The 24137-nt window shown below is 66.9% G+C and carries 20 protein-coding genes; 14 read left to right on the top strand and 6 right to left on the bottom strand.

Annotation, left to right across the window (positions count from 1 at the left end):
- Nucleotides 1–2: 2 nt before the first annotated feature.
- The 6 genes from nusA to pnp all read left to right on the top strand — a co-directional run bounded on the left by nusA (nucleotide 3) and on the right by pnp (nucleotide 8486).
- Complete coding sequence (nusA, locus tag AC6CHL_RS08765) at nucleotides 3–1514, top strand: transcription termination factor NusA (RefSeq protein ID WP_038687252.1); 1512 nt, start codon at nucleotides 3–5, stop codon at nucleotides 1512–1514.
- Between the two features lie 95 nt (nucleotides 1515–1609).
- A complete protein-coding gene (infB, locus tag AC6CHL_RS08760) occupies nucleotides 1610–4261 on the top strand; it encodes a translation initiation factor IF-2 (protein WP_498294181.1) in 2652 nt (883 codons plus the stop codon).
- A 75-nt stretch (nucleotides 4262–4336) separates the two neighbouring features.
- The gene (gene rbfA / locus AC6CHL_RS08755) at nucleotides 4337–4762 is read left to right on the top strand and encodes a 30S ribosome-binding factor RbfA (RefSeq protein ID WP_038687256.1); all 426 of its coding nucleotides are present in this window, start codon (nucleotides 4337–4339) and stop codon (nucleotides 4760–4762) included.
- 118 nt (nucleotides 4763–4880) lie between these two features.
- On the top strand, nucleotides 4881–5804 hold the full coding sequence (gene truB / locus AC6CHL_RS08750; protein WP_498294180.1) for a tRNA pseudouridine(55) synthase TruB: 924 nt from the start codon (nucleotides 4881–4883) through the stop codon (nucleotides 5802–5804).
- A 162-nt stretch (nucleotides 5805–5966) separates the two neighbouring features.
- Complete coding sequence (gene rpsO, locus AC6CHL_RS08745) at nucleotides 5967–6227, top strand: 30S ribosomal protein S15 (protein WP_038687260.1); 261 nt, start codon at nucleotides 5967–5969, stop codon at nucleotides 6225–6227.
- A 150-nt stretch (nucleotides 6228–6377) separates the two neighbouring features.
- Complete coding sequence (gene pnp, locus AC6CHL_RS08740; RefSeq protein ID WP_038687262.1) at nucleotides 6378–8486, top strand: polyribonucleotide nucleotidyltransferase; 2109 nt, start codon at nucleotides 6378–6380, stop codon at nucleotides 8484–8486.
- A gap of 147 nt (nucleotides 8487–8633) precedes the next feature.
- Here the strand turns inward: pnp and AC6CHL_RS08735 are convergent, their stop codons facing one another.
- Nucleotides 8634–9641 (bottom strand): tetratricopeptide repeat protein, encoded by a 1008-nt coding sequence (locus AC6CHL_RS08735; protein ID WP_498294179.1) that lies wholly within the window; start codon nucleotides 9639–9641, stop codon nucleotides 8634–8636.
- A 254-nt stretch (nucleotides 9642–9895) separates the two neighbouring features.
- Between AC6CHL_RS08735 and AC6CHL_RS08730 the strand changes: the two genes are divergently transcribed.
- Nucleotides 9896–11071 (top strand): glycoside hydrolase family 18 protein, encoded by a 1176-nt coding sequence (locus AC6CHL_RS08730; RefSeq protein WP_498294178.1) that lies wholly within the window; start codon nucleotides 9896–9898, stop codon nucleotides 11069–11071.
- Here the strand turns inward: AC6CHL_RS08730 and AC6CHL_RS08725 are convergent.
- Nucleotides 11068–11451, bottom strand: a complete 384-nt coding sequence (locus tag AC6CHL_RS08725) for a VOC family protein (protein WP_498294212.1) — start codon at nucleotides 11449–11451, stop codon at nucleotides 11068–11070. The genes AC6CHL_RS08730 and AC6CHL_RS08725 overlap by 4 nt on opposite strands.
- A gap of 142 nt (nucleotides 11452–11593) precedes the next feature.
- Between AC6CHL_RS08725 and AC6CHL_RS08720 the strand changes: the two genes are divergently transcribed.
- Nucleotides 11594–13177 carry a tetratricopeptide repeat protein gene (locus AC6CHL_RS08720; protein ID WP_498294177.1) on the top strand — a complete coding sequence of 528 codons (1584 nt, stop codon included), beginning with the start codon at nucleotides 11594–11596 and terminating at the stop codon, nucleotides 13175–13177.
- On the opposite strand, the gene AC6CHL_RS08715 is transcribed toward AC6CHL_RS08720, so the two are convergent.
- From AC6CHL_RS08715 to AC6CHL_RS08700, 4 genes are all read right to left on the bottom strand, one after another.
- Nucleotides 13146–14222 carry a serine hydrolase domain-containing protein gene (locus AC6CHL_RS08715; protein ID WP_463601376.1) on the bottom strand — a complete coding sequence of 359 codons (1077 nt, stop codon included), beginning with the start codon at nucleotides 14220–14222 and terminating at the stop codon, nucleotides 13146–13148. The two genes, AC6CHL_RS08720 and AC6CHL_RS08715, sit on opposite strands and share 32 nt — an antisense overlap.
- Before the next feature lie 141 nt (nucleotides 14223–14363).
- Nucleotides 14364–15950, bottom strand: coding sequence for a PepSY-associated TM helix domain-containing protein (locus AC6CHL_RS08710; RefSeq protein WP_498294176.1), 1587 nt, complete (start codon nucleotides 15948–15950; stop codon nucleotides 14364–14366).
- 10 nt (nucleotides 15951–15960) lie between these two features.
- Nucleotides 15961–16224: a hypothetical protein gene (locus AC6CHL_RS08705; protein ID WP_137191699.1), complete on the bottom strand. Its 264-nt coding sequence runs from the start codon at nucleotides 16222–16224 to the stop codon at nucleotides 15961–15963.
- Entirely contained in the window at nucleotides 16224–16532 is a 309-nt protein-coding gene (locus AC6CHL_RS08700; protein WP_463601374.1) for a hypothetical protein, read from the bottom strand. Before AC6CHL_RS08700 ends, AC6CHL_RS08705 begins: the two co-directional genes overlap by 1 nt.
- Nucleotides 16533–16918: 386 nt before the next feature.
- Between AC6CHL_RS08700 and thrS the strand changes: the two genes are divergently transcribed.
- From thrS to pheT, 6 genes are all read left to right on the top strand, one after another.
- The gene (gene thrS, locus AC6CHL_RS08695) at nucleotides 16919–18823 is read left to right on the top strand and encodes a threonine--tRNA ligase (protein ID WP_038687276.1); all 1905 of its coding nucleotides are present in this window, start codon (nucleotides 16919–16921) and stop codon (nucleotides 18821–18823) included.
- 48 nt (nucleotides 18824–18871) lie between these two features.
- Nucleotides 18872–19411: a translation initiation factor IF-3 gene (gene infC / locus AC6CHL_RS08690; protein WP_172407481.1), complete on the top strand. Its 540-nt coding sequence runs from the start codon at nucleotides 18872–18874 to the stop codon at nucleotides 19409–19411.
- Between the two features lie 468 nt (nucleotides 19412–19879).
- Entirely contained in the window at nucleotides 19880–20077 is a 198-nt protein-coding gene (gene rpmI, locus AC6CHL_RS08685) for a 50S ribosomal protein L35 (RefSeq protein ID WP_017355265.1), read from the top strand.
- A gap of 10 nt (nucleotides 20078–20087) precedes the next feature.
- Nucleotides 20088–20447, top strand: coding sequence for a 50S ribosomal protein L20 (gene rplT / locus AC6CHL_RS08680; RefSeq protein ID WP_017355264.1), 360 nt, complete (start codon nucleotides 20088–20090; stop codon nucleotides 20445–20447).
- Between the two features lie 195 nt (nucleotides 20448–20642).
- Nucleotides 20643–21638, top strand: coding sequence for a phenylalanine--tRNA ligase subunit alpha (gene pheS, locus AC6CHL_RS08675; protein ID WP_038687280.1), 996 nt, complete (start codon nucleotides 20643–20645; stop codon nucleotides 21636–21638).
- Between the two features lie 107 nt (nucleotides 21639–21745).
- The gene (pheT, locus tag AC6CHL_RS08670) at nucleotides 21746–24127 is read left to right on the top strand and encodes a phenylalanine--tRNA ligase subunit beta (protein ID WP_498294175.1); all 2382 of its coding nucleotides are present in this window, start codon (nucleotides 21746–21748) and stop codon (nucleotides 24125–24127) included.
- Nucleotides 24128–24137 lie beyond the last annotated feature (10 nt).

Raw genomic sequence — 24137 nt, 5'->3', positions numbered from 1 at the left:
CAATGAGCAAGGAACTTTTGCTGGTAGTGGATGCGGTCGCCAATGAAAAGGGCGTTCCGCGTGAAGTGATCTTCGATGCCATCGAGGCAGCACTGGCGTCGGCTGCGAAGAAGCGCTACCCCGACGAAGAAGTGCTGGCCCGTGTGTCGATCGACCACAAGGACGGCAACTACGAAACCTTCCGCCGCTGGGAAGTGGTGGCCGATGACGTGGTCATGGAGTCCCCGGACCGCCAGATCCGCCTGATGGATGCCATCGACGAAGCCGAAGGCGTCGAAGTTGGCGATTACATCGAAGAACAGATCGAAAACCCCGACTTCGGCCGCATTGCTGCCCAGGCCGCCAAGCAGGTCATCGTCCAGCGCGTGCGCGAAGCCGAGCGCCAGCAGGTCGTGGATGCCTGGAAGGACCGCGTGGGCGAACTGGTCACCGGTGTGGTCAAGCGCGCCGAGCGCGGCAACATCTATGTCGACCTCGGTGGCAACGCCGAAGCCTTCATCCCGAAGGACAAGGGCATCCCGCGCGACGTCCTGCGCGCCGGCGACCGCGTCCGCGGTTACCTGGCCGAAGTCCGTTCGGAACCGCGTGGCCCGCAGCTGTTCATCAGCCGCGCCGCCCCGGAATTCATGATCGAACTGTTCAAGCTCGAAGTGCCGGAAGTCGGCCAGGGCCTGGTCGAGATCAAGGCCTGTGCACGTGACCCGGGCGATCGCGCCAAGATCGCCGTGCTGGCCCACGATTCGCGTACCGATCCGATCGGTGCCTGCATCGGCATGCGCGGTTCGCGCGTCCAGGCCGTGTCCAACGAGCTCAACGGTGAGCGCGTGGACATCGTGCTGTGGAACGAGAACCCGGCCAACTTCGTCATCAACGCGATGGCGCCGGCCGAAGTGCAGTCGATCATCGTCGACGAAGAAAAGCACTCCATGGACCTGGCCGTCGCTGAAGAGCGCCTGGCCCAGGCGATCGGCAAGGGCGGCCAGAACGTCCGTCTTGCCAGCCGCCTGACCGGGTGGCAGCTCAATGTGATGACCCAGGACCAGGTGACCGCCAAGTCCGAGGCAGAGCAGGGCGTTGCCCGTCAGCTGTTCATGGACAAGCTGGAAGTGGATGAAGAAATCGCCGCCATCCTGGTGACCGAAGGCTTCAACACCGTGGAAGAAATCGCCTACGTCCCGGTCGGCGAACTGCTGGCCGTGGAAGGCTTCGACGAAGACATCGTCGAAGAACTGCGTGCCCGTGCCCGCGATGCGCTGCTCAACGAGGCGCTGGCGGTGGAAGAAGGTCTGGAAGACGGTTCGCCGTCGGACGACCTGCTCGCCCTGGAAGGCATGGACGAGGCAACTGCCTACGCCCTTGCCGGTCACGGCGTGCGTACCAGTGAGGACCTGTCGGACCTGGCCGCCGACGAGATCCTCGAGTTCGGTATCGAGGACCTGGACCAGGAGCGCGCCGCCGCCCTGATCCTGGCCGCCCGAGCCGAGGAGATCGCCCGCCTGGAGCGCGGCGAATGAGCCAGCGATGAACAGTGCCCTGACCCGCTCAGGGCTTAGACTCCGCGCTGCCTTCGCACGTTTCGAGGGAGCGCCAACCAGATCATAGGATCCGAATGTCGCAGCAAACCACCATCCGCAAGCTTGCCGAACTGGTCAACACCCCGGTCGATAAACTGCTTGTACAACTTGCCGAAGCCGGCATGAAGTTCAGCGGCCCCGACCAGGTCGTGACCAGCACCGAGAAGGTGAAGCTCCTGGGCTTCCTTCGTCGTTCGCACGGCAAGACCGAGCAGCCCGTCGAGAGCACCGACGACGCCGCCAAGAAGATCACCCTCAACCGTCGCAAGTTGCAGGAAGTGACCGTCAGCGCCGGCCGCAGCAAGACCACTGTCAACGTGGAAGTGCGCCAGAAGCGCACCTACATGAAGGACGCCAGCGGCAAGCCGATGACGGCGGATGAAGAGCGCGCCGACATCCTGCGCAAGCTGGAGGAATCCCGCCAGCGCAATCTGGACGAGCAGCGCGCACTGGCCGAAAAGGACCGTGCACGCGACGAGGAAATCGCCCGCAAGCGTCAGGAAGAAATCGACGCCAAGGAGCGCGCCGAAGCCGAGCGCAAGGCCGCCGCAGCCGCTGCTGAAGCGGCCAAGAACGCACCGCCTGCACCGGCGCCGGCGGCTGCCAAGCCGGCCGCTGCTGCCGATGCACCGGCCCGCGCCGCGCGCCCGTCGTCGCCGTCGGCTGCGCGTCCGGCCCCGCGTTCGGATGACCGCAACTCGAACAACAACAACAACAACAACCGTCCGGGCGCCAAGCGTGACGACGAGGGTGGCAACCGCTTCGCCGGTCAGCTGCACCTGTCGGCTGCCGATCGTGCCCGTCGCGGCAACAACAGCAACTCGCGTGGTCGCCCGACCGGGCGTACCCAGCACGGCGGCCGTCGTGACAGCAACCAGTCGCGCAGCGGCGGCGGTGCCCATGGTTTCGAACGTCCGGTCGCTCCGATCGTGCGTGACGTCACCATCGGCGACACCGTCACCGTGGCCGATCTGGCCCAGAAGCTGGCCCTGAAGGGCGGCGACGTGGTGAAGGCGCTGTTCAAGATGGGCGTCATGGCGACCATCACCCAGACCATCGACCACGACACCGCTGCGCTGGTGACCGAAGAACTCGGCCACAACGTGATCCGTGCCAACACCAACGACGCCGAAGACGCGCTGCTGGCGCTGGCCGGTGGCAACCAGGGCGAGCCGGCGGCACGTCCGCCGGTGGTCACCATCATGGGCCACGTCGACCACGGCAAGACCTCGCTGCTGGATTACATCCGCCGCACCAAGGTCGCCACGGGCGAAGCCGGTGGCATCACCCAGCACATCGGTGCGTACCACGTTGAAACGCCGAAGGGCGTGATCAGCTTCCTGGATACCCCGGGCCACGCGGCGTTTACGTCCATGCGTGCCCGCGGTGCCAAGCTGACCGACATCGTGGTGCTGGTGGTGGCGGCCGACGACGGCGTGATGCCGCAGACCAAGGAAGCCATCCAGCATGCGCGTTCTGCCGGTGTGCCGCTGATCGTGGCGATCAACAAGATCGACAAGGCCGGTGCCGACCCGATGCGCGTCAAGAACGAGCTGCTCACCGAGCAGGTCGTGTCCGAAGACTTCGGTGGCGACATCCAGATGGTCGAAATCTCGGCCAAGGCTGGCCTGGGCATCGACGACCTGCTCGACGCGATTTCGGTCCAGGCCGAACTGCTCGAACTGAAGGCCGTGCCCGATGGCCGCGCCAGCGGTGTGGTCATCGAGTCCTCGCTGGACAAGGGCCGCGGTCCGATCGCGACCGTGCTGGTGCAGCAGGGTTCGCTGAAGAAGGGCGACTACCTGGTCTGCGGTATCCAGTACGGCCGCGTGCGCGCGCTGTTCGACGAAACCGGCGCACAGCCCGACCAGGCCGGCCCGTCGATTCCGGTGCAGGTGCTGGGTCTGTCCGGCGTGCCGGATGCTGGTGATGACTTCGTCGTGGTCGAAGACGAGCGTCTGGCCAAGGACGTCGCGCAGCAGCGCGAAACCAAGCGCCGTGAATCGCGCCTGGTGCAGTCGGCCGGCAGCCGCATGGAAGACATCATGGCAACCCTGGGCAAGGGCGATGGCCAGCAGGTGCTGAACCTGGTGATCAAGGCCGACGTGCAGGGTTCGGTGCAGGCGCTGAGCCAGGCACTGGTTGCGCTGTCCAACGAAGACATCCGCATCAACGTGATCCACTCCGGCGTGGGCGGCATCACCGAGTCGGACGCCAACTCGGCGGTTGCCTCCAAGGCCACCGTGATCGGCTTCAACGTGCGTGCGGATGCTTCGGCCCGCCGCATCATTGAATCCAACGGCGTTGACCTGCGTTACTTCTCGATCATCTATGACGTGATCGATCAGGTGAAGCAGGTGGCCTCCGGTCTGCTCGGCGTGGAAATCCGCGAAGAGATCATCGGTATCGCCCAGGTCCGCGATGTGTTCCGCAGCTCGAAGTTCGGTGCAGTCGCTGGCTGCATGATCATCGAAGGCACGGTCAAGCGCAGCAAGCCGATCCGCGTCCTGCGCGACAGCGTTGTCGTGTTCGAAGGCGAGCTGGAATCGCTGCGTCGCTTCAAGGAAAACGTCGACGAAGTTCGCAACGGCACCGAATGCGGTATCGGCGTGAAGGCTTACAACGACGTCAAGCCGGGTGACCAGATCGAGTGCTTCGAGCGTATCGAAGTGCCGCGCACCCTGTAATGTTCCAGGCCGGACCGCTTCGCGCGGTCCGGCTTTTTCGCTTACGCATCACCCTTCAAGACGAGTCCGCCTACCGTGCCAAAGACCTTCCATCGAACCGACCGTGTTTCCGCCCAGATCCGCCGCGAACTGGGGACGCTCGTGCACAACGCCGTGCGTGTACACGGCCTGCCTTCGGTGAGCGTCTCCGACGTGGAAATCACCCGTGACATGGCGCATGCCAAGATCTTCGTCACCGCGCTGATGCCCGAACGTTCGGTAGAAGCCATGAAGGGCCTGAAGGAACTGGCGTGGGAGCTGCGGATGGAGCTGGCGCGTGCCATGAAGCTGCGCCACGTGCCCGAACTGCACTTCCACTACGATGATTCGGTGGATCGCGGCGAGCGCATCGACAACATCCTGCGTGACCTGCCCGATACGCTGGCGGCTGAAAAGAGCCGACAGCCCGAGGACGACGCCGGGGATGGCGACGCGGACGAAAGCGACAAGAAATCTGATTGATGGACCAACAGCCCGCAAGGGCTGTTGTCTTATGGGGCGGTGCCCGGGTCCACAACGACCGCGCCGCCGACCGCCGGGACTGCCGGCAGCGCCACATGGCGCCGATTGAAACCACGACATGGCATCCCGAATCACATTCCGTCGCCTGGACGGCATCCTGCTGCTCGACAAGCCGGGCGGCATGAGCTCCAACGCTGCGCTGCAGATCGCGCGGCGCCTGTACCGCGCCGAGAAGGGCGGCCATACCGGCAGCCTGGATCCGCTGGCCACCGGCCTGCTGCCGCTGTGCTTCGGCGAGGCCACCAAGATTGCCGGCCTGCTGCTGGGCTCGGCCAAGGCCTACGACGCCGAGGTGGTGCTGGGCCAGACCACCGATACCGACGATTCCGATGGCGCGGTGCTGCGCGAACGGCCGGTGCCGCCGATCAGCGCCGAAGCGCTGGCGGCCGCGCTGGCCCCGTTGAAGGGGCGCATCCTGCAGCGTGCGCCGATCTACTCGGCGCTCAAGCAGGGCGGCGAACCGCTGTACCTGAAAGCGCGCCGCGGCGAGGTCATCGAGGCGCCGGAGCGCCAGGTGGAGGTACACGCCATCGAGGTGCTGGAGCAGCAACCGACCCGGCTGCGGCTGCGCGTGACCTGCGGTTCAGGCACCTATATCCGCAGCCTGGCCCGCGACCTCGGGGAAACCCTGGGCTGTGGGGCACACATCGCCGGCCTGCGCCGGCTGTGGGTGGACCCCTTCCGCGACGCGCCGATGGTGTCCCTGGACACGCTGCGGACCCTGGTGGAGCAGGGGGACGAAGCGGCCATCGATGCGCTGCTGCTGCCGCTGGACGCCGGCCTGGCGCACTATCCGCGGGTCACCCTGGATGCTGAACAGACCCCGCGGTTCTGCGTGGGCCAGCGCCTGCGCGACCCGGCCTGGGCGCAGGGCACGGTGGTGGTATACGGCCCGGACGAGGCCATCCAGGGCCTTGGCCAGGTCGACGAGAACGGGCGGCTGGCACCGCAGCGGCGCTTCAACCTGACCGGGCAGGGCTGACCCCGGCGCAGCCGGTCCTTGTCCCGGAGGGCTGCGCCCGTTACAATTTCGCGGCCTTTTCAGGCTTCCCGCGTTCTGCGGGTTCATCCTTTCGTTAACGGCGAGTCGCGCGGTACGTCAATGGGACGTTTCTGCGGGCCACGCATCCAAGAGAAAACAGATATGTCGATCGACACCCAGAAAGTCATTGAAGACAACAAGCGCAGCGCCGCCGACACCGGCTCCCCGGAAGTCCAGGTCGCCCTGCTGACCGCCCGCATCGAACTGCTGACCGGCCACTTCAAGACCCACAAGAAGGATCACCACAGCCGCCGCGGTCTGCTGCAGATGGTCAACCGCCGCCGCAGCCTGCTCGACTACCTGAAGAAGAAAGACGCTCCGCGTTACAAGGCCCTGATCGAAAAGCTCGGCCTGCGTCGCTAAGCAGGAATCCCAACCGCGGCGCAGGAATGCGCCGCGGTTTTGTTTTGGTAGTACCGCATCAAACGCCTGGGCCGGACAACCGGTCACCCGTCGGCGGCAAGGGTCGCCCGCGGTCCATTCGAAGAAAGCATCATCCCAAGGACATCCCCCGTGGCAAAAATCACCAAAACCTTCCAGTACGGCAAGCACACCGTCACGCTTGAGACCGGCGAAATCGCCCGCCAGGCCGGTGGCGCCGTCATCGTCAAGTTCGACGACACCGTGCTGCTGGTCTCCGCCGTAGCTGCCAAGAGCGCGCGTGAGGGCCAGGACTTCTTCCCCCTGACCTGTGACTACCAGGAGAAGTTCTACGCCGGTGGCCGTATCCCGGGTGGCTTCTTCAAGCGCGAAGGCCGCGCGACCGAAAAAGAGACGCTGATTTCGCGCCTGATCGATCGCCCGATCCGCCCGCTGTTCCCGGAAGACTACAAGAACGAAGTTCAGATCATCGCTACGGTGATGTCGCTGAACCCGGACATCGACGGCGACATCGCCGCGCTGATCGGCGCCTCGGCTGCACTGTCGCTGGCCGGCACCCCGTTCAAGGGTCCGATCGCCGCTGCCAAGGTGGGTTACAAGAACGGTGAGTACATCCTCAACCCGACCGTGACCGAACTGAAGGATTCGGAGCTGGAACTGGTTGTCGCCGGTACCGCCAACGCCGTGCTGATGGTGGAATCCGAAGCCGCGCTGCTGTCCGAAGACGTGATGCTGGGCGCCGTGACCTTCGGTCACCGCGAAATGCAGAAGGTCATCAACGCGATCAACGAGCTGACCGTGGAAGCCGGCACCAAGCCGTCGACCTGGGTGGCCCCGGCCAAGAACGAGGTGCTGATCAGCGCCCTGCAGGAAGCCATCGGCCCGCGTCTGGGCGAAGCCTTCCAGGTGCGCGACAAGCTGCAGCGTCGCGACGCCATCTCGGCGATCAAGAAGGACGTGGTCGAGTCGCTGGCTGGCCGTGTGGCCGCTGAAGGCTGGAACCCGGCCGAGCTGTCGAAGGAATTCGGCGAGCTGGAATACAGCACCATGCGCAACTCGGTGCTGGACACCAAGGTCCGCATCGACGGCCGTGCGCTGGACACCGTCCGCCCGATCGCCGTGAAGACCGGCATCCTGCCGCGTACCCATGGTTCGTCGCTGTTCACCCGCGGTGAAACGCAGGCCATCGTGACCATCACGCTGGGCACCGCCCGCGACGGTCAGGTGATCGACGCCGTGTCCGGTGAGTACAAGGACAACTTCCTGTTCCATTACAACTTCCCCCCCTACTCGGTGGGTGAGACCGGCCGCATGATGGGCCCGAAGCGTCGCGAAATCGGCCACGGCCGCCTCGCCAAGCGCGGCGTGCTGGCAGTGATGCCGTCGCTGGAATCCTTCCCGTACACGATCCGCGTCGTGTCGGAAATCACCGAGTCGAACGGCTCCTCGTCGATGGCCTCGGTCTGCGGTTCCTCGCTGGCCCTGATGGACGCCGGCGTGCCGGTCAAGTCGCCGGTGGCCGGTATCGCCATGGGTCTGGTCAAGGAAGGCGAGCGCTTCGTCGTCCTGTCCGACATCCTGGGTGACGAAGATCACCTGGGCGACATGGACTTCAAGGTGGCCGGTACCGCTGAGGGCATCTCCGCCCTGCAGATGGACATCAAGATCGAAGGCATCACCGAAGAGATCATGAAGCAGGCTCTGCAGCAGGCCAAGGCTGGCCGTCTGCACATCCTGGGCGAAATGGCCCACGGCCTGACCGCTCCGCGCCAGGAGCTGTCGGACTACGCGCCGCGCCTGCTGACCATCAAGATCCACCCGGACAAGATCCGCGAAGTGATCGGCAAGGGTGGTTCGACCATCCAGGCCATCACCAAGGAAACCGGCACCCAGATCGACATCCAGGATGACGGCACCATCGTCATCGCGTCGGTCAATGCCATCGCTGCGCAGGCTGCCAAGGCCCGCATCGAGCAGATCACCTCGGACGTCGAGCCGGGTCGCATCTACGAAGGCAAGGTCGCCAAGATCATGGACTTCGGTGCCTTCGTCACCATCCTGCCGGGCAAGGATGGCCTGGTGCACGTGTCGCAGATCTCCAGCGACCGCGTCGAGAAGGTCGGCGACGTGCTGAAGGAAGGCGATGTGGTCAAGGTCAAGGTGCTGGAAGTCGACAAGCAGGGCCGTATCCGCCTGTCGATGAAGGCCGTCGAAGAAGGCGAAGGCGCCGTCGCCGAGTAATCGGCCGGGCCGGTGGCGCGGCAGGTGAGGACCGTTGGTCCTCACGTCTGCGCCTCACGCGTTCGAACAACAAAAAAGCGGGCTTCGGCCCGCTTTTTTGTGTCTGTCGTTCCGTAACCCGGCCGACAACGCTATCCAGCCACGCGCCTACGCCTCGCCCTCGTCCGCATCGTCGCCAGCGCCCCGCCACCACACCGTGCCTTCTTCCGGTGCGCTTTCCACGCAAGGCGGGCTTTCAATCGCATCGACGCTGCGCCCCGGCCCCGCAGCCACCCAGTTGGCCAGCAGCCGCTCCACGGCCGCCTTGCCCTGCGCACCGATGCCCAGGTTGCGTTCGACCTGCCAGTCATCGTTGCTGGCCGCGCCTTCATCGTGCGCGGTGTCCGCCGCATCCTCCTCGCCGTGGCCGACGCCATAGCTGCAGCGCAGGCACAGCGACACGATCGATGCGGTCCAGTCTTCCACGTAGCCGATGCCGGGCAGTTCGGCCTGCTGCAGTTCGTCCAGGTCATCGGCCGAGGGGCAGCGGATGAACGCCACGAAGGTGCGGTGGTCCGAGCGCTGCAGGATCTGCAGGGCGTTGAACACCGGCACCGTACCGTCATCCAGCCCGCGCTCGCCGGTCTTGGCGCCGTCATGCAGCACGATGTCGAACAGCCGGTGGCCGGTTTCCGGCAGGGGTACGTTCAACAATCGCGCGCGCACCACATCGATGCGCCGTGCAAACACGGTCTCACCATTGCCCCAGGGATTGAGACGGATGCTGACCAGGCCGAAATCGTGTTCGATCGGACCGTCGCCCTCGGGAATGCCAATGCCGCATCGGGTCCATTGCCGGCGCGCTTCGGCCCAGTCGCCCAGGGCGGTCGCGGCGATGCCGGCATTCCAGGCACTGGCGTCGTCGGCCGAGCCATGCAGCGCCTGCGCGCGCAGGGCATGCTGCAGCGCGGCGGGCCAGTCGCGCAGGTATTTGTGGGCAAGGCCGCGCATGTAATGCAGGTACGGCACCTCGGGCGCCAGCGTGGTCAGTTCGCCGAACAGCGCACTGGCCTGCTTCAGCTGGCCGTGGTCGAAGGCGTCGTAGGCGCGCGCTTCCAGCGCGTCCCATGCGGCGGTGTCCGGTGCGGTGTCGCGTGGATCGGAAGTGTCTGTCATGTGCGCAGGATAGGCCGAATCCAGGCGTACCGTCGCCTGTCGTGCGGGCATGCGGCAGTGGCGCGACAGGACATCAGCGGACCTTGCCCGATGCCGCGATCGGCCGTGCGGGACACGGCATTGGCGCATGCCGGCGGGGCGGTGTTGTCCGCTGGACGAATGTGCCGGACATGGCGCCAGAACGCCTGTAATTCCGTCGTCGCCCGCATGTGCATTTGCTAACGTGGCCCGGCCACCGACCCCTTGGAGTCTGCATGTTCCGCCAGCGCCTTGCCGTCCTTGCCGCCTGTGCCGCCGCGGCGCTATCGCTCGCCGCTTCCGCCGCCGAACCACCGTCCAAGGTGATCGGGGCGTATTACCCGGGTGGCTCGGCCGAACGCTATCCGGTCGCGGACATCCCCGCCGACACGCTCACCCATCTGTTCTACGCATTCGCCACCATCGACGCGGGCCGGTGCGTGGTCGGGCCGCAGGCGGACGCGCATTTCAAGGTGCTGGCCGCGCTCAAGCGTGCGCATCCGACGCTGCATACGCTGATATCGATCGGCGGCTGGAACGCGGGCGGCTTCTCCGACGCGGCGTTGACGGCCGACAGCCGCGCGCGGTTTGTTGCGTCCTGCGTTGCGCTGTTCTTCGACACGCACCGCGGCAGTTTCGACGGCGTGGACATCGACTGGGAATTCCCGGTGTACGGCGGACCGCTGGAGATCACCGACCGCCCGCAGGATCGGCGCAACATGACCCTGCTGGTGCGCGAATTCCGCCGCCAGCTGGACGCGGCCGGCACGGCCGACAAGCGCCACCTGCTGCTTACCGCCGCGCTGCCGGCCGGGCGCGTGCAGACCGACGGCCCCTACGATCCGGCGCGCAGCTATGCGCTGAAGGAATTGGGCCAGACGCTCGATTTCATCAACCTGATGAGCTACGACATGGGCACCGGCTTCTCGGCCGTGTCCACCTTCAACGCGCCGCTGCGTGAGGTAGCCGACGATCCGTTGGACCCGGCGCAGCGCCGGTGGAATAACGTGGAAGGCGCCGTGGCCTACTACCAGCAGCATGGCGTACCGGCCAGCAAACTGGTGCTGGGCGTGCCGTTCTACGGGCGCGGTTTCCGCGTCACCGCGGGCGGCAACGATGGCCTGTACCAGCCTTACAGCGGCCCGTTCGATGCCGGTGACTGGCGACGCATCCGCAGCGAATTCCTGGACGCGCCCGGCTGGCAGCGGCACTGGCATCCGGTGGCGCAGAGTCCGTGGCTGTACAACCCGACCCAACGGATCTTCATCAGCTATGAAGACCCGACGTCGATCGGGTTGCGCGCCGCGTTCGCCAAGTCCGCCGCGCTGCGCGGGGTATTCACCTGGGAGCTGACCGGCGACGACGCACAGGGCAGCCTGCTGCAGGCGATGGCTGCGCCGTTCCTGCCTTAGTCCAGGTAGTGCGACACCTCGATCAGGTTGGCGTCGGGATCGCGGAAGTACACCGACAGGATCGGCCCGGTGGCGCCCGTGCGCTGCACCGGGCCGTCTTCCACGTCCACCTGCTGCGCCTGCAGGTGGGCCAGGATCTCGTCCATGCCGGCATAGGTGATCAGGCACAGGTCCGCCGAGCCGGGCGTGGGGCGCAGCGCCTTGGGCTCGAACTCGCGTCCCGCAGCATGCAGGTTGATCTTCTGCAGCCCGAAGCGCAGCGCGGTGCGCCCGGCGGCGAAGGTCTCCACCTGCATGCCCAGCACGCGCCGGTAGAAATCGCAGGTGGTGTCGATGTCGGCCACGGTGAGTACGAGGTGGTCGAGGCGGTCGATATGCAGGTCGGTCATGGCAGTGCGGCACGGCGGGGAAACCGGCACGTTACCCCTGCTGCCGGCAATGCACGGTGAGTGAGGGCGGGCTGCAGGGCGGGAGACCAACGGCACCTGCGGGGCGGTTGCGCCGTGCCCTATGCTTGACCGCATGGAGACCGTGCGCCTGCTGGACCTGGACATCGACCGCGCCATGCAACAGGTGCGGCGCGGCGATGCCGTTCTGCCGGTCAGCGGACTGAGTTGGCGGCTGCTCGATTGCCTGCTGGCGCACGGTACCAACGTGGTGAGCTTCGATACCCTCGCCGTGCAGGTGTGGGCCCCGGCCGTGGTCGGCGAAGATGCGATCAGCCAGCGGGTGAAGCTGCTGCGGCAGGCCTTGGGCGATGACAGCCGCAGCCCGCGCTATGTGCGCTCGGTCCGCGGCCGTGGCTACCAGCTCTGCGCGCCAGTGCAGCCAGTCGCGCAGGCCGCACCCGCAGACCAGGCACCGCCCCTGACGCGGCGCTGGGGATGGCGCGCATCCGCCGTTGCCGCCAGTGCGGTGGTGGTCGCCGCGGCCGTGGCCGTCGTGGCCTGGCCCGCCGCCGCGCCGCGCTCCCCGGCCGACCCGCTGCTGCAGCGTGCCGACCACTACGCCGGCATCGGCCAGGCCAGCAACAACGCGCGCGCCATCGCGCTGTATCGGCAGGCGCTGCAGGTCGATCCGGACCTGCCTGCCGCACGACGCGGGCTGGCACGTGCGCTGGCAGCCGATACCTGCCTGTTCAATGGTCCCGCCGAGCGTGCGCAGCAGGCCGTGCTCGAAGCGGACCGGGTGCTGCGCGCCGCATCGGACGATGCCGCCGCGTTCGCTGCACGCGGGTACGCGCATGACTGCCTGGGGTCGATGCCGCGCGCAATCGCCGATTACCAGCGGGCGTTGCAGCGCGACCCGGACGATGAGCGCACGCGCGCCTCGCTGGCGTACCTGCAGCAGGAACAGGGCCACCTTGCGCAGGCACTGCAGGCCAACCTGTCGCTGCGCGCGCCCGAACGGGTCCGTTTCCGCGAGGTGCAGGTGGCGCGCGAGCTGGAACTGCTCGGCTTCACCGACGCCGCGGCACGTCGCCACGAACGCAACTTCCAGCTGTTCCCCGACAACGTGTTCGCCAACATCGCCTGGCCGCGCAGCCTGCTGCTCAGGGGTGATGCGGGCCGGGCACGGACGGCGCTGCAGGAGGCGCTTGCGCGCGGTACGCCGCATCCACAGTTGTTCCGCCTGCAGGGCGAGATGCTGCTCCTGCAGGGCGACGCCACCGGCGCGGCGCAGGCCTTCGAGCGCGGCCGGGCGCTGCGTCCGCAGCAGTCGATGGGGCAGACCCTGGTCGGCCTGCACGGCACCGCGCCGCCCACGTCGGCGTGGATCGCCGCGCAGCTGCAGGCGCAGGCGGGCGAGACCGGGGATGGCTGGTCGGACATGGCCATTGAGCGCGCCCTGCTGCATCAGGCCCAGGGCGATACGGCGGCCGCCGTGGCTGACCTGCAACGTGCGGTGGACGCTGGCTTCCGCGATGCCGCCTGGCTGCGTGCAACGCCGCTGTTCGCCCCGCTGCGCGCGGCGCCCGGGTGGTCGCGGCTGTTGGCCCGGATCGACGCGGATGTCGCTGCGCAGCGCGCGCAGGTCCTGGCCGCCGCGTGGCGGCCAGGCGAGCTGGATGGGCTCAGTCCAGCGCGGGCAGCAGGAACCCGGTGAGGATGCGGCGCGACTGCGGGTGGGCGTAGCTGCGGTTGTAGGCATTGCTGGTGATCACCGCCACCAGCTTCCTGTCCGGGATCACGAACACGTAGTTGCCGCCGTTGCCGGACATCGCCCACAACGTCGTTTCGCGCCCCTGCACGGGCAGTTTCAGGCCCCACCACTGGTACCCGTAGTCGCTGCCATCGCCGGTGCTGGCCTGTGCGCTGACCATCGCCGCCACGTAGTCAGCCGGGATCAGCGCCTTGCCCTGCCAGCGCCCACCGGCCAGCACCAGCGCGCCCAGGCGCGCCAGGTCCCGGCTGCGGTAGCGGGTGCCGCCGCCGCCCATGCCGATGCCTTCCGGCGAACGGTTCCACCGGCTGGCGGTGATCCCCAGCGGACGCTCCAGCGCCTGGGCGGCATAGTCGGCCAGCGGCATCTTCGTGGCGCGTTCCAGCACGGCGCCCAGCACGAACGAATTGGCCGTGCAGTAGGCGTGGGAACGCCCATGCGGGCTGTCCTGCGGGCGCGTCATCCACGGGGCGAAGCCCTTCACCGGCAACGTCAGGGCGAAGTCCAGCCAGCGCTCGGTGACGTACATGCGTTCTTCGTTGCCGGCCGAGAACGCGTTCTCGTCGTCGCACTCCCACAGGCTGCTCATGGTCAGCAGGTCTTCGATCGTGGTCGCACGCAGGCGCGGATCGACCGGATGGGTGGCGGTGAATTCGGGGAAGTAGTCGTAGACCCGCGCCTTCACTCCCGGCAGGTGGCCATCGCCGATGGCCGCGCCGACCAGCATCGCGGTGACGCTTTTGCTGGCCGAGCGCACATCATGCAGCGTGTCGGCGCTGGCCCCGTTGAAGTAGTGCTCGTAGACAATCTGCCCGTCCACCATCAGCAGCACGCTGGTGACCTGCTTGATGTCTTCGGCGGCGATGGCCGCTTCCAGGGCGGCCAGCTTGGCCGGATCCGGTGTCGGTGGCGCCGCCCGGGCCGCCAGTGGCAGGCAGGCGAGCCAGAACAGGATCAGGGCGGTGAAACGGGGTGAACGGGTGTGCATGGTCAGGCTCCTCGAAGGGGAGCTCGACTACGCCATGGACGCGACTGAAGTGCTGGAAGAACGCCTGAAGGTTTCTGAAAGCCCGCCCGCACAAGGGCGCCGGTGGGCGAGGGCACGGCGCGCGGAGCGCCGCGTCGGCAGTCACGGCGCGGGCGTGGCCAGACGCTGCGGTCGCGCCCACACGCTGTTCGGCTCGCCGTGGATCGCGCGTCGGATGCTGGCGCGCGCCATCGCGGCGAACCCGATGGCCATGGCCAGCGCCACCCCATCCACCCAGAAGAGCGGCCAGTAGCCGCGCTGCGCGCTGGTCCACAGCCACAGCCCGCTCATCGCCCCATGCACCAGCGGGATCAGCGCGGTGACGATTGCCGCGGCCCACAGCAGCTCGCGTGCGGCCTGCCACGGCGCGCGCAGCGCCGCCCACAGGGCGCAGCCGCCCCAGGCCAGGAAACAGATCCAGCGCATGCCGGCGTCGGCATGTGCGGGGGCCAGGTGTTCCAGCAGCTGCACGCCGACGAAGGCGGCCGAGATGGCCACGCACAGGCCGATGCACACCCCGACCGTGGCGCGCGCCATGTTGATCTGGGCACGGCCCTGGGCCTGCTGCCGGCGCTTGCGCCGCGACTCGATCCACAGCAGGTTGCCCGAATAGAACAGGAAGGCACCGCCCAGGCCCAGCGCGAAATACAGCCAAGGCACCAGACCGTTGCCGAACTCGCCGAAATGCAGGGCATACGCGGTTGCCAGCGTGGCGTGGTTGGCGTCGCGCCGGCCCGGCAACTGGGTGTGCAGAATGTCGCCGGTATTGGCGTCCAGCGCCACGGCGCCCAACGGACCCAGTGACACCCCGCCGTCGCCGGTGATCTCGATCACCGCGTTGGCATCGCCGGCGTTGGCCAGCTTCAGGTACGCCGGTTCGAAACGCGCCTGGCCCTGGTCGTTGGCCACGGCGATCGCACGGGCATGCAGCATGGCCAGGCTGCCGGCCCGGACCGGCTCGCCGCTGGCGGCGCGGATCGGCGCGGTATCCATCGCCGCTGGCAGCGCGGCCAGCAGCTTGCCGTCGTAGATCAGCGGGTTGAGCGCGGCCATCTGCAGGAACACCAGGCACAGCAGCGCGCCGGTCACCGCAAACAGCAGGTGGAAGGGCAGGCTGAGCACGCCGATCACGTTGTGCGCGTCCTGCCACATCTGCTTGAGGTTGCGGCCCGGGCGCAGCGCGAACAGGTCGCCGGCCAGCTTGGGCAGGTGGATCACCAGCCCGGATAGCAGCGCCAGCCCATACAGCAGGCTGACCACGCCCATCAGGTAGATGCCGGCCACCGGAAGGCCCAGGGTGTAGTGCAGTTCGTTGACCAGCTCGGCCAGCCCGGCCTGGGGCGGGGTAGGGCTGCCATCGTATTGATCGGCCCAGGCGAACAACCAGGTGCCCTTGGCGTCCTGCCAATAGGCCACCGATTGCGGCGTCTCGGCGCCGGGGAAGGTCATGCCCAGGTGCTGGCGGGCTTCCGGGTGCCGGGCCAGCACGCCATCCAGCAGACGCTGCGCGTCGTCCAGGGTCTGCGCGGGCTGGGTCATCGCCTGCGGCGATTGCCACAGCGGCAGGTCATGGTGGAAAACGGTGATCGCGCCGGCATAGAACGCCACAAACAGCGCAAAGCCGGCCACCAGGCCAACCCAGGTATGCAGTGTGGTGAAGGTGCGCAGGGTGAGCGAACTGAATTTCATCGAGGTTCCTTTACTGCACCAGATCGGCGGCGCGCAGCAGCCACAACAGCGCAAAGCCGGCTACTGCACTGATGCCCAACCCGGCCCACGCACGCACGCCGCTGCGGAACGCGAAGGCCCACAGCGCGGCCAGCATCCAGAACGGGATGAAGGTGATCAGGCTGGGCACGATGGCGCTCTGCCACGGGCCCGGCGGCAGCCACGCCACCAGTCCGGCGCACGCGGCGGCCACGAAGAACCCGGCGACCAGCCCGGCCAGCGCACGCGCCCACATCAGGGCCGCGCCTCACGCTCGGGACGCGTCCAGGCGGCCAGGTAGGGCAGGATCAGGGCGGTCAGCATCCACCCGGCCAGGGTCACGCACAGGCCGGTGGCCAGACCCAGCTGGCCCATCCACAGCCACAGCGAGGTGGCGGCGGCCACCAGCCCGATCTGCCGACCCAACCGCCCGGCACGGCGCAGCCGCGGCCAGCGGCAGTGCGGGGAGGCGGCATAGAAGGCCAGCGCCGAGAACGCAGACGCTGCGCCAGCGACGCTGCAGTACAGCAGGGCAAGCGTGGTGCCGCTCAGCACGGGACGCACGTTGGACGGGCAGCGGAGGCCATGGTGGATCCTTGGGGGAAAGGCAGGACCGCTTGTCGCACGGCCCGCTGCGCATGGTAATCATTGCTCTTTTGGTCTGCCACAGCCGCGCGTTCAGGCGCATGCCCGGGCCGTGCGGGCGCAAAAATCCGCGCTTTGGTTTAAGATCGGCAGGGTATCCATCCAGGCAACAAGGTGGCCCGCGCCCAGCGCCGGTCCAGCGTGCGACATGAGCACTACCATCGCCCACCGCTGAACGCTCCCGACGGCCCCTTGCAGGCGCCTTCGTGGCGCTTTTTTTATGGCCGAGCGGCGTGTCGCCGTTGCCTCTGTTCCACCTCCGATTCCCCGGCCTGCGTTGCGGGCCCACCAGAAAAAGCCCAGTCATGATCGCGATCACGCTTCCCGACGGCAGCCGCCGTGAGTTCGAAAACCCCGTCAGTGTCATGGACGTCGCCCAGTCGATCGGCGCCGGCCTGGCCAAGGCCACCATCGCCGGTTCGGTCGACGGTGTGCTGGTCGATGCCAGCGATGTGATCGATCGCGACGCGACCCTGCGCATCATCACCGCCAAGGACGAGGAGGGCGTGGAGATCATCCGCCACTCCGCCGCGCATCTGGTCGGCCATGCGGTCAAGCAGCTGTACCCGGACGTCAAGATGGTGATCGGCCCGGTCATCGCCGAAGGCTTCTACTACGACATCTACTCCGAGCGTCCGTTCACCCCGGACGACATGGCCGCCATCGAAAAGCGCATGGGCGAGCTGATTGCCCAGGACTACGATGTGGTCAAGAAGGTCACCCCGCGTGCGGAGGTCATCGAGATCTTCAAGGCGCGTGGCGAGGACTACAAGCTGCGCCTGATCGAGGACATGTCCCCGGAGATCCAGGCCATGGGCATGTACTACCACCAGGAATACGTGGACATGTGCCGCGGCCCGCACGTGCCCAACACGCGCTTCCTGAAGGCCTTCAAGCTGACCCGCATTTCCGGCGCCTACTGGCGCGGCGATGCCAAGAACGAGCAGCTGCAGCGCATCTACGGCACCGCCTGGGCCGACAAGAAGCAGCTTGAGGCCTACATCAAGCGCATCGAAGAAGCCGAAATGCGCGACCACCGCCGCATCGGCAAGCAGCAGGAGCTGTTCCACCTGCAGGAAGAGGCCCCGGGCCTGGTGTTCTGGCACCCCAAGGGCTGGGCGCTGTGGCAGGTGGTGGAGCAGCACATGCGCCGCGTGTACCGCGACAGCGGCTACGGCGAAGTGCGTTGCCCGCAGATCCTGGACGTGTCGCTGTGGCAGAAGTCGGGCCACTGGGACAACTACCAGGAGAACATGTTCTTCACCGAGTCGGAGAAGCGCACCTACGCGGTCAAGCCGATGAACTGCCCGGGCCACATCCAGGTGTTCAACCAGGGCCTGCACAGCTACCGCGACCTGCCGATCCGCTACGGTGAGTTCGGTTCGTGCCACCGCAACGAGCCGTCCGGCGCGCTGCACGGCATCCTGCGCGTGCGCGGTTTCACCCAGGACGATGGCCATGTGTTCTGCACCGAATCGCAGATCGAGGCCGAAGTGACCGCCTTCCACCAGCAGGCGCTGGCGGTGTACACGACCTTCGGTTTCGAGGACATCCAGATCAAGATCGCGCTGCGCCCGGAAAAGCGCCTGGGCGACGATGCCACCTGGGACAAGGCCGAAGCCGCACTGCGCTCGGCGCTGGGCAACTGTGGCGTGGAGTGGCAGGAGCTGCCGGGCGAGGGCGCCTTCTACGGCCCGAAGATCGAGTACCACCTCAAGGACGCCATCGGCCGTACCTGGCAGCTGGGCACCATGCAGGTCGATTTCATGATGCCCGGCCGCCTTGGCGCCGAGTACGTGGACGAAAACAGCCAGAAGAAGCACCCGGTCATGCTGCACCGGGCCATCGTCGGTTCGATGGAGCGTTTCATCGGCATCCTGATCGAGCACCACGCCGGGTCCTTCCCGTCCTGGCTGGCCCCGACCCAGGTGGTGGTGGCCAATATCACCGATGCCCAGGCTGAATACGTGAGCGAAGTCCGGAAAACCCTTGCAGATCAAGGCTTCCGGGTAAACGCCGATTTGCGCAACGAGAAGATCGGTTATAAGATTCGCGAGCATACGCTGCAGCGGGTCCCGTACCTGCTGGTGGTTGGCGACCGTGAGAAGGAAAATGGCGCCGTGGCCGTGCGTACGCGCTCTGGCGAAGATCTGGGCAGCATGTCCGTCCAGGCCTTCATCGAGCGGTTGCAGGCAGAACAGTCCGTGTAAGAAAGTCCCGGCCCTGCGGATGATCCGCCAGGGGCCGGTTTGATTCCTCTGGGAGATTGCAATATCAGTACCCCTGACAACAAACAGAACCGCAAGAATCAGGAAATCCGGGTGCCGCGCGTACGCGTGATCGGCAGCGACGGAGAAATGATTGGCGTGTTGACGCGTGACGAAGCGCTGTCGATGGCCGAAGACGAAGGTCTGGACCTGGTCGAGATTCAGCCGCAGGCTGATCCGCCGGTGTGCAAGATCATGGACTTCGGCAAGTTCAAGTTCGAAGCGCAGAAGAAGGCCAACGAGGCCAAGAAGAAGACCAAGCAGGTCGAGATCAAGGAAGTGAAGTTCCGTCCGGTCACCGATGAAGGCGACTACCAGATCAAGCTGCGCAAGATGCGCGGTTTCCTGGAAGAGGGCGACAAGATCAAGGTCAACATCCGCTTCCGTGGCCGTGAAATGAGCCATCAGGAACTGGGTCGCGAAATGGCCAACCGGATCGAGGGTGATCTGGGTGAGGACATCGTGATCGAGTCCCGTCCGCGCCTTGAAGGCCGGCAGATGGTGATGATGATCGCGCCGAAGAAGAAGTAACCGCCCACCGAGGGGGTAGAGCCGACCGTTGGTCGGCTGCACACCCCAACGTGGCGAGGGGTAGAGCCGACCGTTGGTCGGCTGCACCGAGCGTTGCTCGGCTTCCCTGCTTCGCGCACCACACAGCGGGCGCCCACCGGCGCCTTCTGCCGTTTCCCGCGTGTGCGGCCTGGCATGACGCCGGCCCTCGCGGCCGTTCCGTTCAGGTTCGGCCGCCCCGCGGTAAACATTCGCCCAATCAACAGTTTGCAACCTCCCGTGTTCACGGGCATAATGGGCGGCCCCGTTTTGCGGGGCGCTGTTTTGAACGGTTTCAGGCCCGGCAACGGGCATGCTGTTTCAACGGCAACAGGACCGGCCTGGTTCCCATCGGGGATCCCGGGCTTACAAGCAGGCAAGGGCATGGACGGAAAGTGTGGCGCAAGCCACCGCCCTGGTCAGTGACAAAACATCATCAAGGACATTGCAATGCCCAAGATCAAAACCAACCGGGCGGCGGCCAAGCGTTTCCGCAAGACCGCCTCCGGCAAGTTCAAGGCTGGCCATGCCAACCGTAGCCACATCCTCACGAAGAAGTCGACCAAGCGGAAGCGCAATCTGCGTCAGACGAACCATGTTCGTGCAGAAGACGCAGGCCGTTTGAACCGTATGCTTCCCTACCTCTGAGGACTGACCCATGGCACGAGTAAAGCGTGGCGTACAGGCGCGTCGCCGCCACAAGAAAATTCTGACCCTTGCGAAGGGTTACTACAACGCTCGCCGCAAGGTCTTCCGCGTTGCCAAGCAGGCCGTGATCAAGGCACAGCAGTACGCCTACATCGGTCGTAAGCAGAAGAAGCGTAATTTCCGTTCGCTGTGGATCACCCGCATCAACGCGGCTGCCCGCATCAACGGCCTGAGCTACAGCCGTTTCATGAATGGCCTGCTCAAGTCCGGCATCACCCTGGACCGTAAGGTTCTGGCTGACATCGCCGTGCACGACGCAGCCGGTTTTGCTGCACTGGCCGAAAAGGCCAAGGGCGCGCTGGCGGCATAAGTCCATTCCCCCGCCGTTGCCGCAGTCGCGCAGCGGTGGTGGGTAAGGCAAATGCATGGGGAAGGGCGCAAGTCCTTCCCCATTCTTTTTTGTGTTGGCGGTGGCCCTCCCGGTGCCCCCGATCGACAGCGGTGGCGACGGGGGTCGGCCCGGCGCGTATCGCAATGGCATACCGACGCGAGGCTCCGGCTATCCATGAGTGACATCCAATCCCTGACCACCCAGGCCCTGGCCGACGTGGCCGCTGCCAGCAGCCCCGATGCGCTGGAAGCCCTGCGCGTGGCACTGCTCGGCAAGAACGGCAGCATCACCGCCCAGCTCAAGCAGCTTGGCGCATTGCCGGCCGACGAGCGCAAGGCCGCCGGTGAAGCCATCAATCGTTCCCGCGACGCGCTCACCAGCGCGCTGGCCGAACGCAAGGCCGTGCTGGAAGACGCTGCGCTGGACGCGCGCCTGGCCGCCGAATCCATCGACATCACCCTGCCGGGACGTCGCGCCGATCGCGCCGGCCTGCATCCGGTCACCCGTACCCTGGAGCGCATCACCGAGATCTTCGGCCGGCTCGGGTATGAAGTATCCGAAGGCCCGGAAATCGAAGACGACTGGCACAACTTCGAAGCGTTGAACTTCCCGCCGCACCACCCGGCGCGTGCAATGCACGACACCTTCTATTTCGGCGACGGCCGCCTGCTGCGCACGCATACCTCCGGGGTGCAGGTGCGCTACATGGGCGACCACGCGCCGCCGCTGCGCATGATCGCGGCCGGCAAGGTCTACCGCAGCGACAGCGACCAGACCCATTCGCCGATGTTCCACCAGGTTGAAGGCCTGCTGGTGGACGAGCATTCGACCTTCGCCGACCTCAAGGGCACCTTGTCCGAGTTCGTGCGCGCGTTCTTCGAGCGCGATTTCGAGATGCGCTTCCGTCCCAGCTACTTCCCCTTCGTCGAACCCGGCGCGGAAGTGGACATCGCCTGGCAGCAGCCCGACGGCAGCACCCGCTGGCTGGAAGTGCTCGGCTGCGGCATGGTCCACCCGAACGTGCTGCGCAACGTCGGCATTGATCCGGAACGCTACACCGGCTTTGCCTTCGGTATGGGCGTGGAGCGCTTTGCGATGCTGCGCTACGGCGTCAACGACCTGCGCGCGTTCTTTGAAAACGACGTGCGGTTCCTGAAGCAGTTCGCGTAACGCCGGTACAGCGTAGAGCCGGGCTCTGCCCGGCTATCCAACAACGCCCAACGCACCACCATTCATCACGGCCCAGGCGCATGCGCCGGGCCCACCAGGGTGACACCATGAAATTCTCTGAAAACTGGCTGCGCAGCCACGTTCCCACCTCGGTCTCGCGCGACGAACTCGGCGCGGTGCTGACCGCCATCGGCCTGGAAGTGGAAGAGGTCACCGCGCTCGGCGTGGGCCTGGACCACGTGGTGGTGGCGCGCATCGTGTCGGCCGAGCGCCATCCCGAAGCCGACCGCCTGCAGATCTGCCAGGTCGATGCCGGGCAGGGCGAGCACCTGCAGATCGTGTGCGGCGCGCCGAACGCGCGCCCGGGCCTGGTTGCGCCGCTGGCGATGATCGGTGCGCAGATCGGCGAGCTGAAGATCAAGCCGGCCAAGCTGCGCGGCGTGGACTCCAACGGCATGCTGTGTTCGGCCAAGGAGCTGGGCCTGGACAGCGACGCGTCCGGTCTGTTCGAGCTGCCCGATGACGCGCCGGTCGGCCAGACCCTGGTGGAGTACCTGGGGCTGCCCGACGCCAGCATCGAGATCAAGCTGACCCCCAACCGCGCCGACTGCTTCAGCATCCGCGGCATCGCCTTCGACGTGGCCGCTGCATGCGCCAGCGAAGTGGTGCCGTTCGACGCAGCCCCGGTTGCGGCGGTGGGCACCCGTGAATTGACGATCGACCTGGCGGCCGGTGCCGAAGCGCCGCGCTACGTGGGCCGTGTCATCGAAGGCATCAACGCACGTGCCGCCACCCCGCTGTGGATGGCCGAGCGCCTGCGCCGCAGCGGCGTGCGGCCGGTGTCGCTGCTGGTGGACATCACCCAGTACGTGATGCTGGAACTGGGCCAGCCGATGCACGCCTTCGACCTGGGCACCCTGCAGGGCAGCATCGGCGTGCGTCGCTCGCGCGCCGGCGAAGCGCTGAAGCTGCTCGATGGCCGCGATGCCGCGCTGGACGACAGCTTCTTGGTCATCACCGACGCCGATCGCCCGATCGCGCTGGCCGGCCTGATGGGCGGCTTCGACACCCGCGTCACCGACGACACCACCGCCGTGTTCCTGGAGGCCGCGCATTTCGCGCCCGCCGCGATCATGGGCCGTGGCCGCAAGCTGGGCCTGCACACCGACGCCGGCCACCGCTTCGAGCGTGGCGTGGACCCGGCCCTGCCGCGCACCGCGATCGAGTACGCCACCCGTCTGGTACTGGACCTGGCCGGCGGCACGCCGGCGCCGGTCACGGAGGCGGTCCGGGAGGCCGACCTGCCGGCGACCGCCACCATCGGCCTGCGCCGCGCGCGCATTGCCCGCGTGCTCGGCATCCAGATCGCCGATGCCGACGTCGAGCGCACCCTGCGCGCGCTGGGCATGGACGTGGCCGCCCACGCCGACGGCTGGCAGGTGACCGCGCCGAGCCGCCGCTTCGACATCGCGATCGAAGAAGACCTGATCGAAGAGCTGGCCCGTATCCACGGCTACGAGCAGATTCCGACCACGCTGCCCGGCGGTGCCTCGCGCATCGCCATGCCCAGCGAGACCCGCCTGGACGACCTGAGCGTGCGCCGCCAGCTGGTGGCGCGCGACCTGCAGGAAACCATCAACTACGCCTTCGTCGATGCCGGCCTGCTGGGCCAGTGGCAGCTGCATGACGACGTAGTGGCGCTGGCCAACCCGCTGTCGGCCGAACTGGCGGTGATGCGCCCGTCGCTGCTGCCGGGCCTGGTGGCCACGCTGGGCCGCAACGCCGCGCGCCAGCTGGGCCGGGTGCGCCTGTTCGAGCTGGGCCGCAGCTTCCACCCACAGGCAGGCGAGGGCACGCCGGCACCGCTGGAAACCCAGCGCGTGGCCGCCGCCGTGTGTGGCGACGCCGACCCGCAGCAGTGGGGCCTGGCCACCCGCAAGGTCGATTTCCACGACCTCAAGGGTGACCTGGAATCGCTGGCGGCCGCCTCCGGCGCGGTGCTGACCTTCCAGCCCTCGCAGCGCCCCTACGGCCACCCGGCGCGTTCGGCCGAGGTGCTGCGCGATGGCGTCAGCCTGGGCTGGATCGGCCAGATCCACCCGCGCCTGGCCAAGGCCATGGACATCGACGTGGACGTGTTCGCCTTCGAGCTGGACCTGGCCCCGCTGGCCGCCCGCCAGCTGCCGCGTGCCGCCGAGCTGTCGCGCTTCCCGTCGGTGCGACGTGATCTGGCCTTCCTGGTGCCCGAAGCCGCCGCCTGGGCCGACCTGGAAGCCACCCTGCGCCGGGCCGTCGGGCCGCTGCTGCGGCAGGTGACCCTGTTCGACCGTTACGTCGGCCAGGGGGTCGAGCCGGGCTTCAAGAGTCTCGCTATGGGCTTGATTTTGCAGGACAAGTCGCGCACTCTGACGGACCGCGACGTGGAGTCGGTAGTGGCTGAGGCTGTCTCTGCCATGGAGCGTGAACACCACGCCCGGATCCGCGGTTGAGCGGGCAGCA

Source organism: Stenotrophomonas sp. GQ19 (genome assembly GCF_059758695.1).
This window is presented reverse-complemented; position numbering and strand designations above follow the sequence as displayed.

Bases quoted from the DNA above. Each gene is read 5' to 3' on its own strand.
- AC6CHL_RS08705 (WP_137191699.1), bottom strand. From the start codon at position 16,224: ATGTGGGCGCGTGCGCTGGCCGGGCTGGTCGCCGGGTTCTTCGTGGCC.
- pheT (WP_498294175.1), top strand. From the start codon at position 21,746: ATGAAATTCTCTGAAAACTGGCTGCGCAGCCACGTTCCCACCTCGGTC.
- rpmI (WP_017355265.1), top strand. From the start codon at position 19,880: ATGCCCAAGATCAAAACCAACCGGGCGGCGGCCAAGCGTTTCCGCAAG.
- AC6CHL_RS08715 (WP_463601376.1), bottom strand. From the start codon at position 14,222: ATGCACACCCGTTCACCCCGTTTCACCGCCCTGATCCTGTTCTGGCTC.
- truB (WP_498294180.1), top strand. From the start codon at position 4,881: ATGGCATCCCGAATCACATTCCGTCGCCTGGACGGCATCCTGCTGCTC.
- rpsO (WP_038687260.1), top strand. From the start codon at position 5,967: ATGTCGATCGACACCCAGAAAGTCATTGAAGACAACAAGCGCAGCGCC.
- AC6CHL_RS08735 (WP_498294179.1), bottom strand. From the start codon at position 9,641: ATGACAGACACTTCCGATCCACGCGACACCGCACCGGACACCGCCGCA.
- rplT (WP_017355264.1), top strand. From the start codon at position 20,088: ATGGCACGAGTAAAGCGTGGCGTACAGGCGCGTCGCCGCCACAAGAAA.
- infB (WP_498294181.1), top strand. From the start codon at position 1,610: ATGTCGCAGCAAACCACCATCCGCAAGCTTGCCGAACTGGTCAACACC.
- AC6CHL_RS08720 (WP_498294177.1), top strand. From the start codon at position 11,594: ATGGAGACCGTGCGCCTGCTGGACCTGGACATCGACCGCGCCATGCAA.
- pheS (WP_038687280.1), top strand. From the start codon at position 20,643: ATGAGTGACATCCAATCCCTGACCACCCAGGCCCTGGCCGACGTGGCC.
- thrS (WP_038687276.1), top strand. From the start codon at position 16,919: ATGATCGCGATCACGCTTCCCGACGGCAGCCGCCGTGAGTTCGAAAAC.
- nusA (WP_038687252.1), top strand. From the start codon at position 3: ATGAGCAAGGAACTTTTGCTGGTAGTGGATGCGGTCGCCAATGAAAAG.
- AC6CHL_RS08710 (WP_498294176.1), bottom strand. From the start codon at position 15,950: ATGAAATTCAGTTCGCTCACCCTGCGCACCTTCACCACACTGCATACC.
- AC6CHL_RS08730 (WP_498294178.1), top strand. From the start codon at position 9,896: ATGTTCCGCCAGCGCCTTGCCGTCCTTGCCGCCTGTGCCGCCGCGGCG.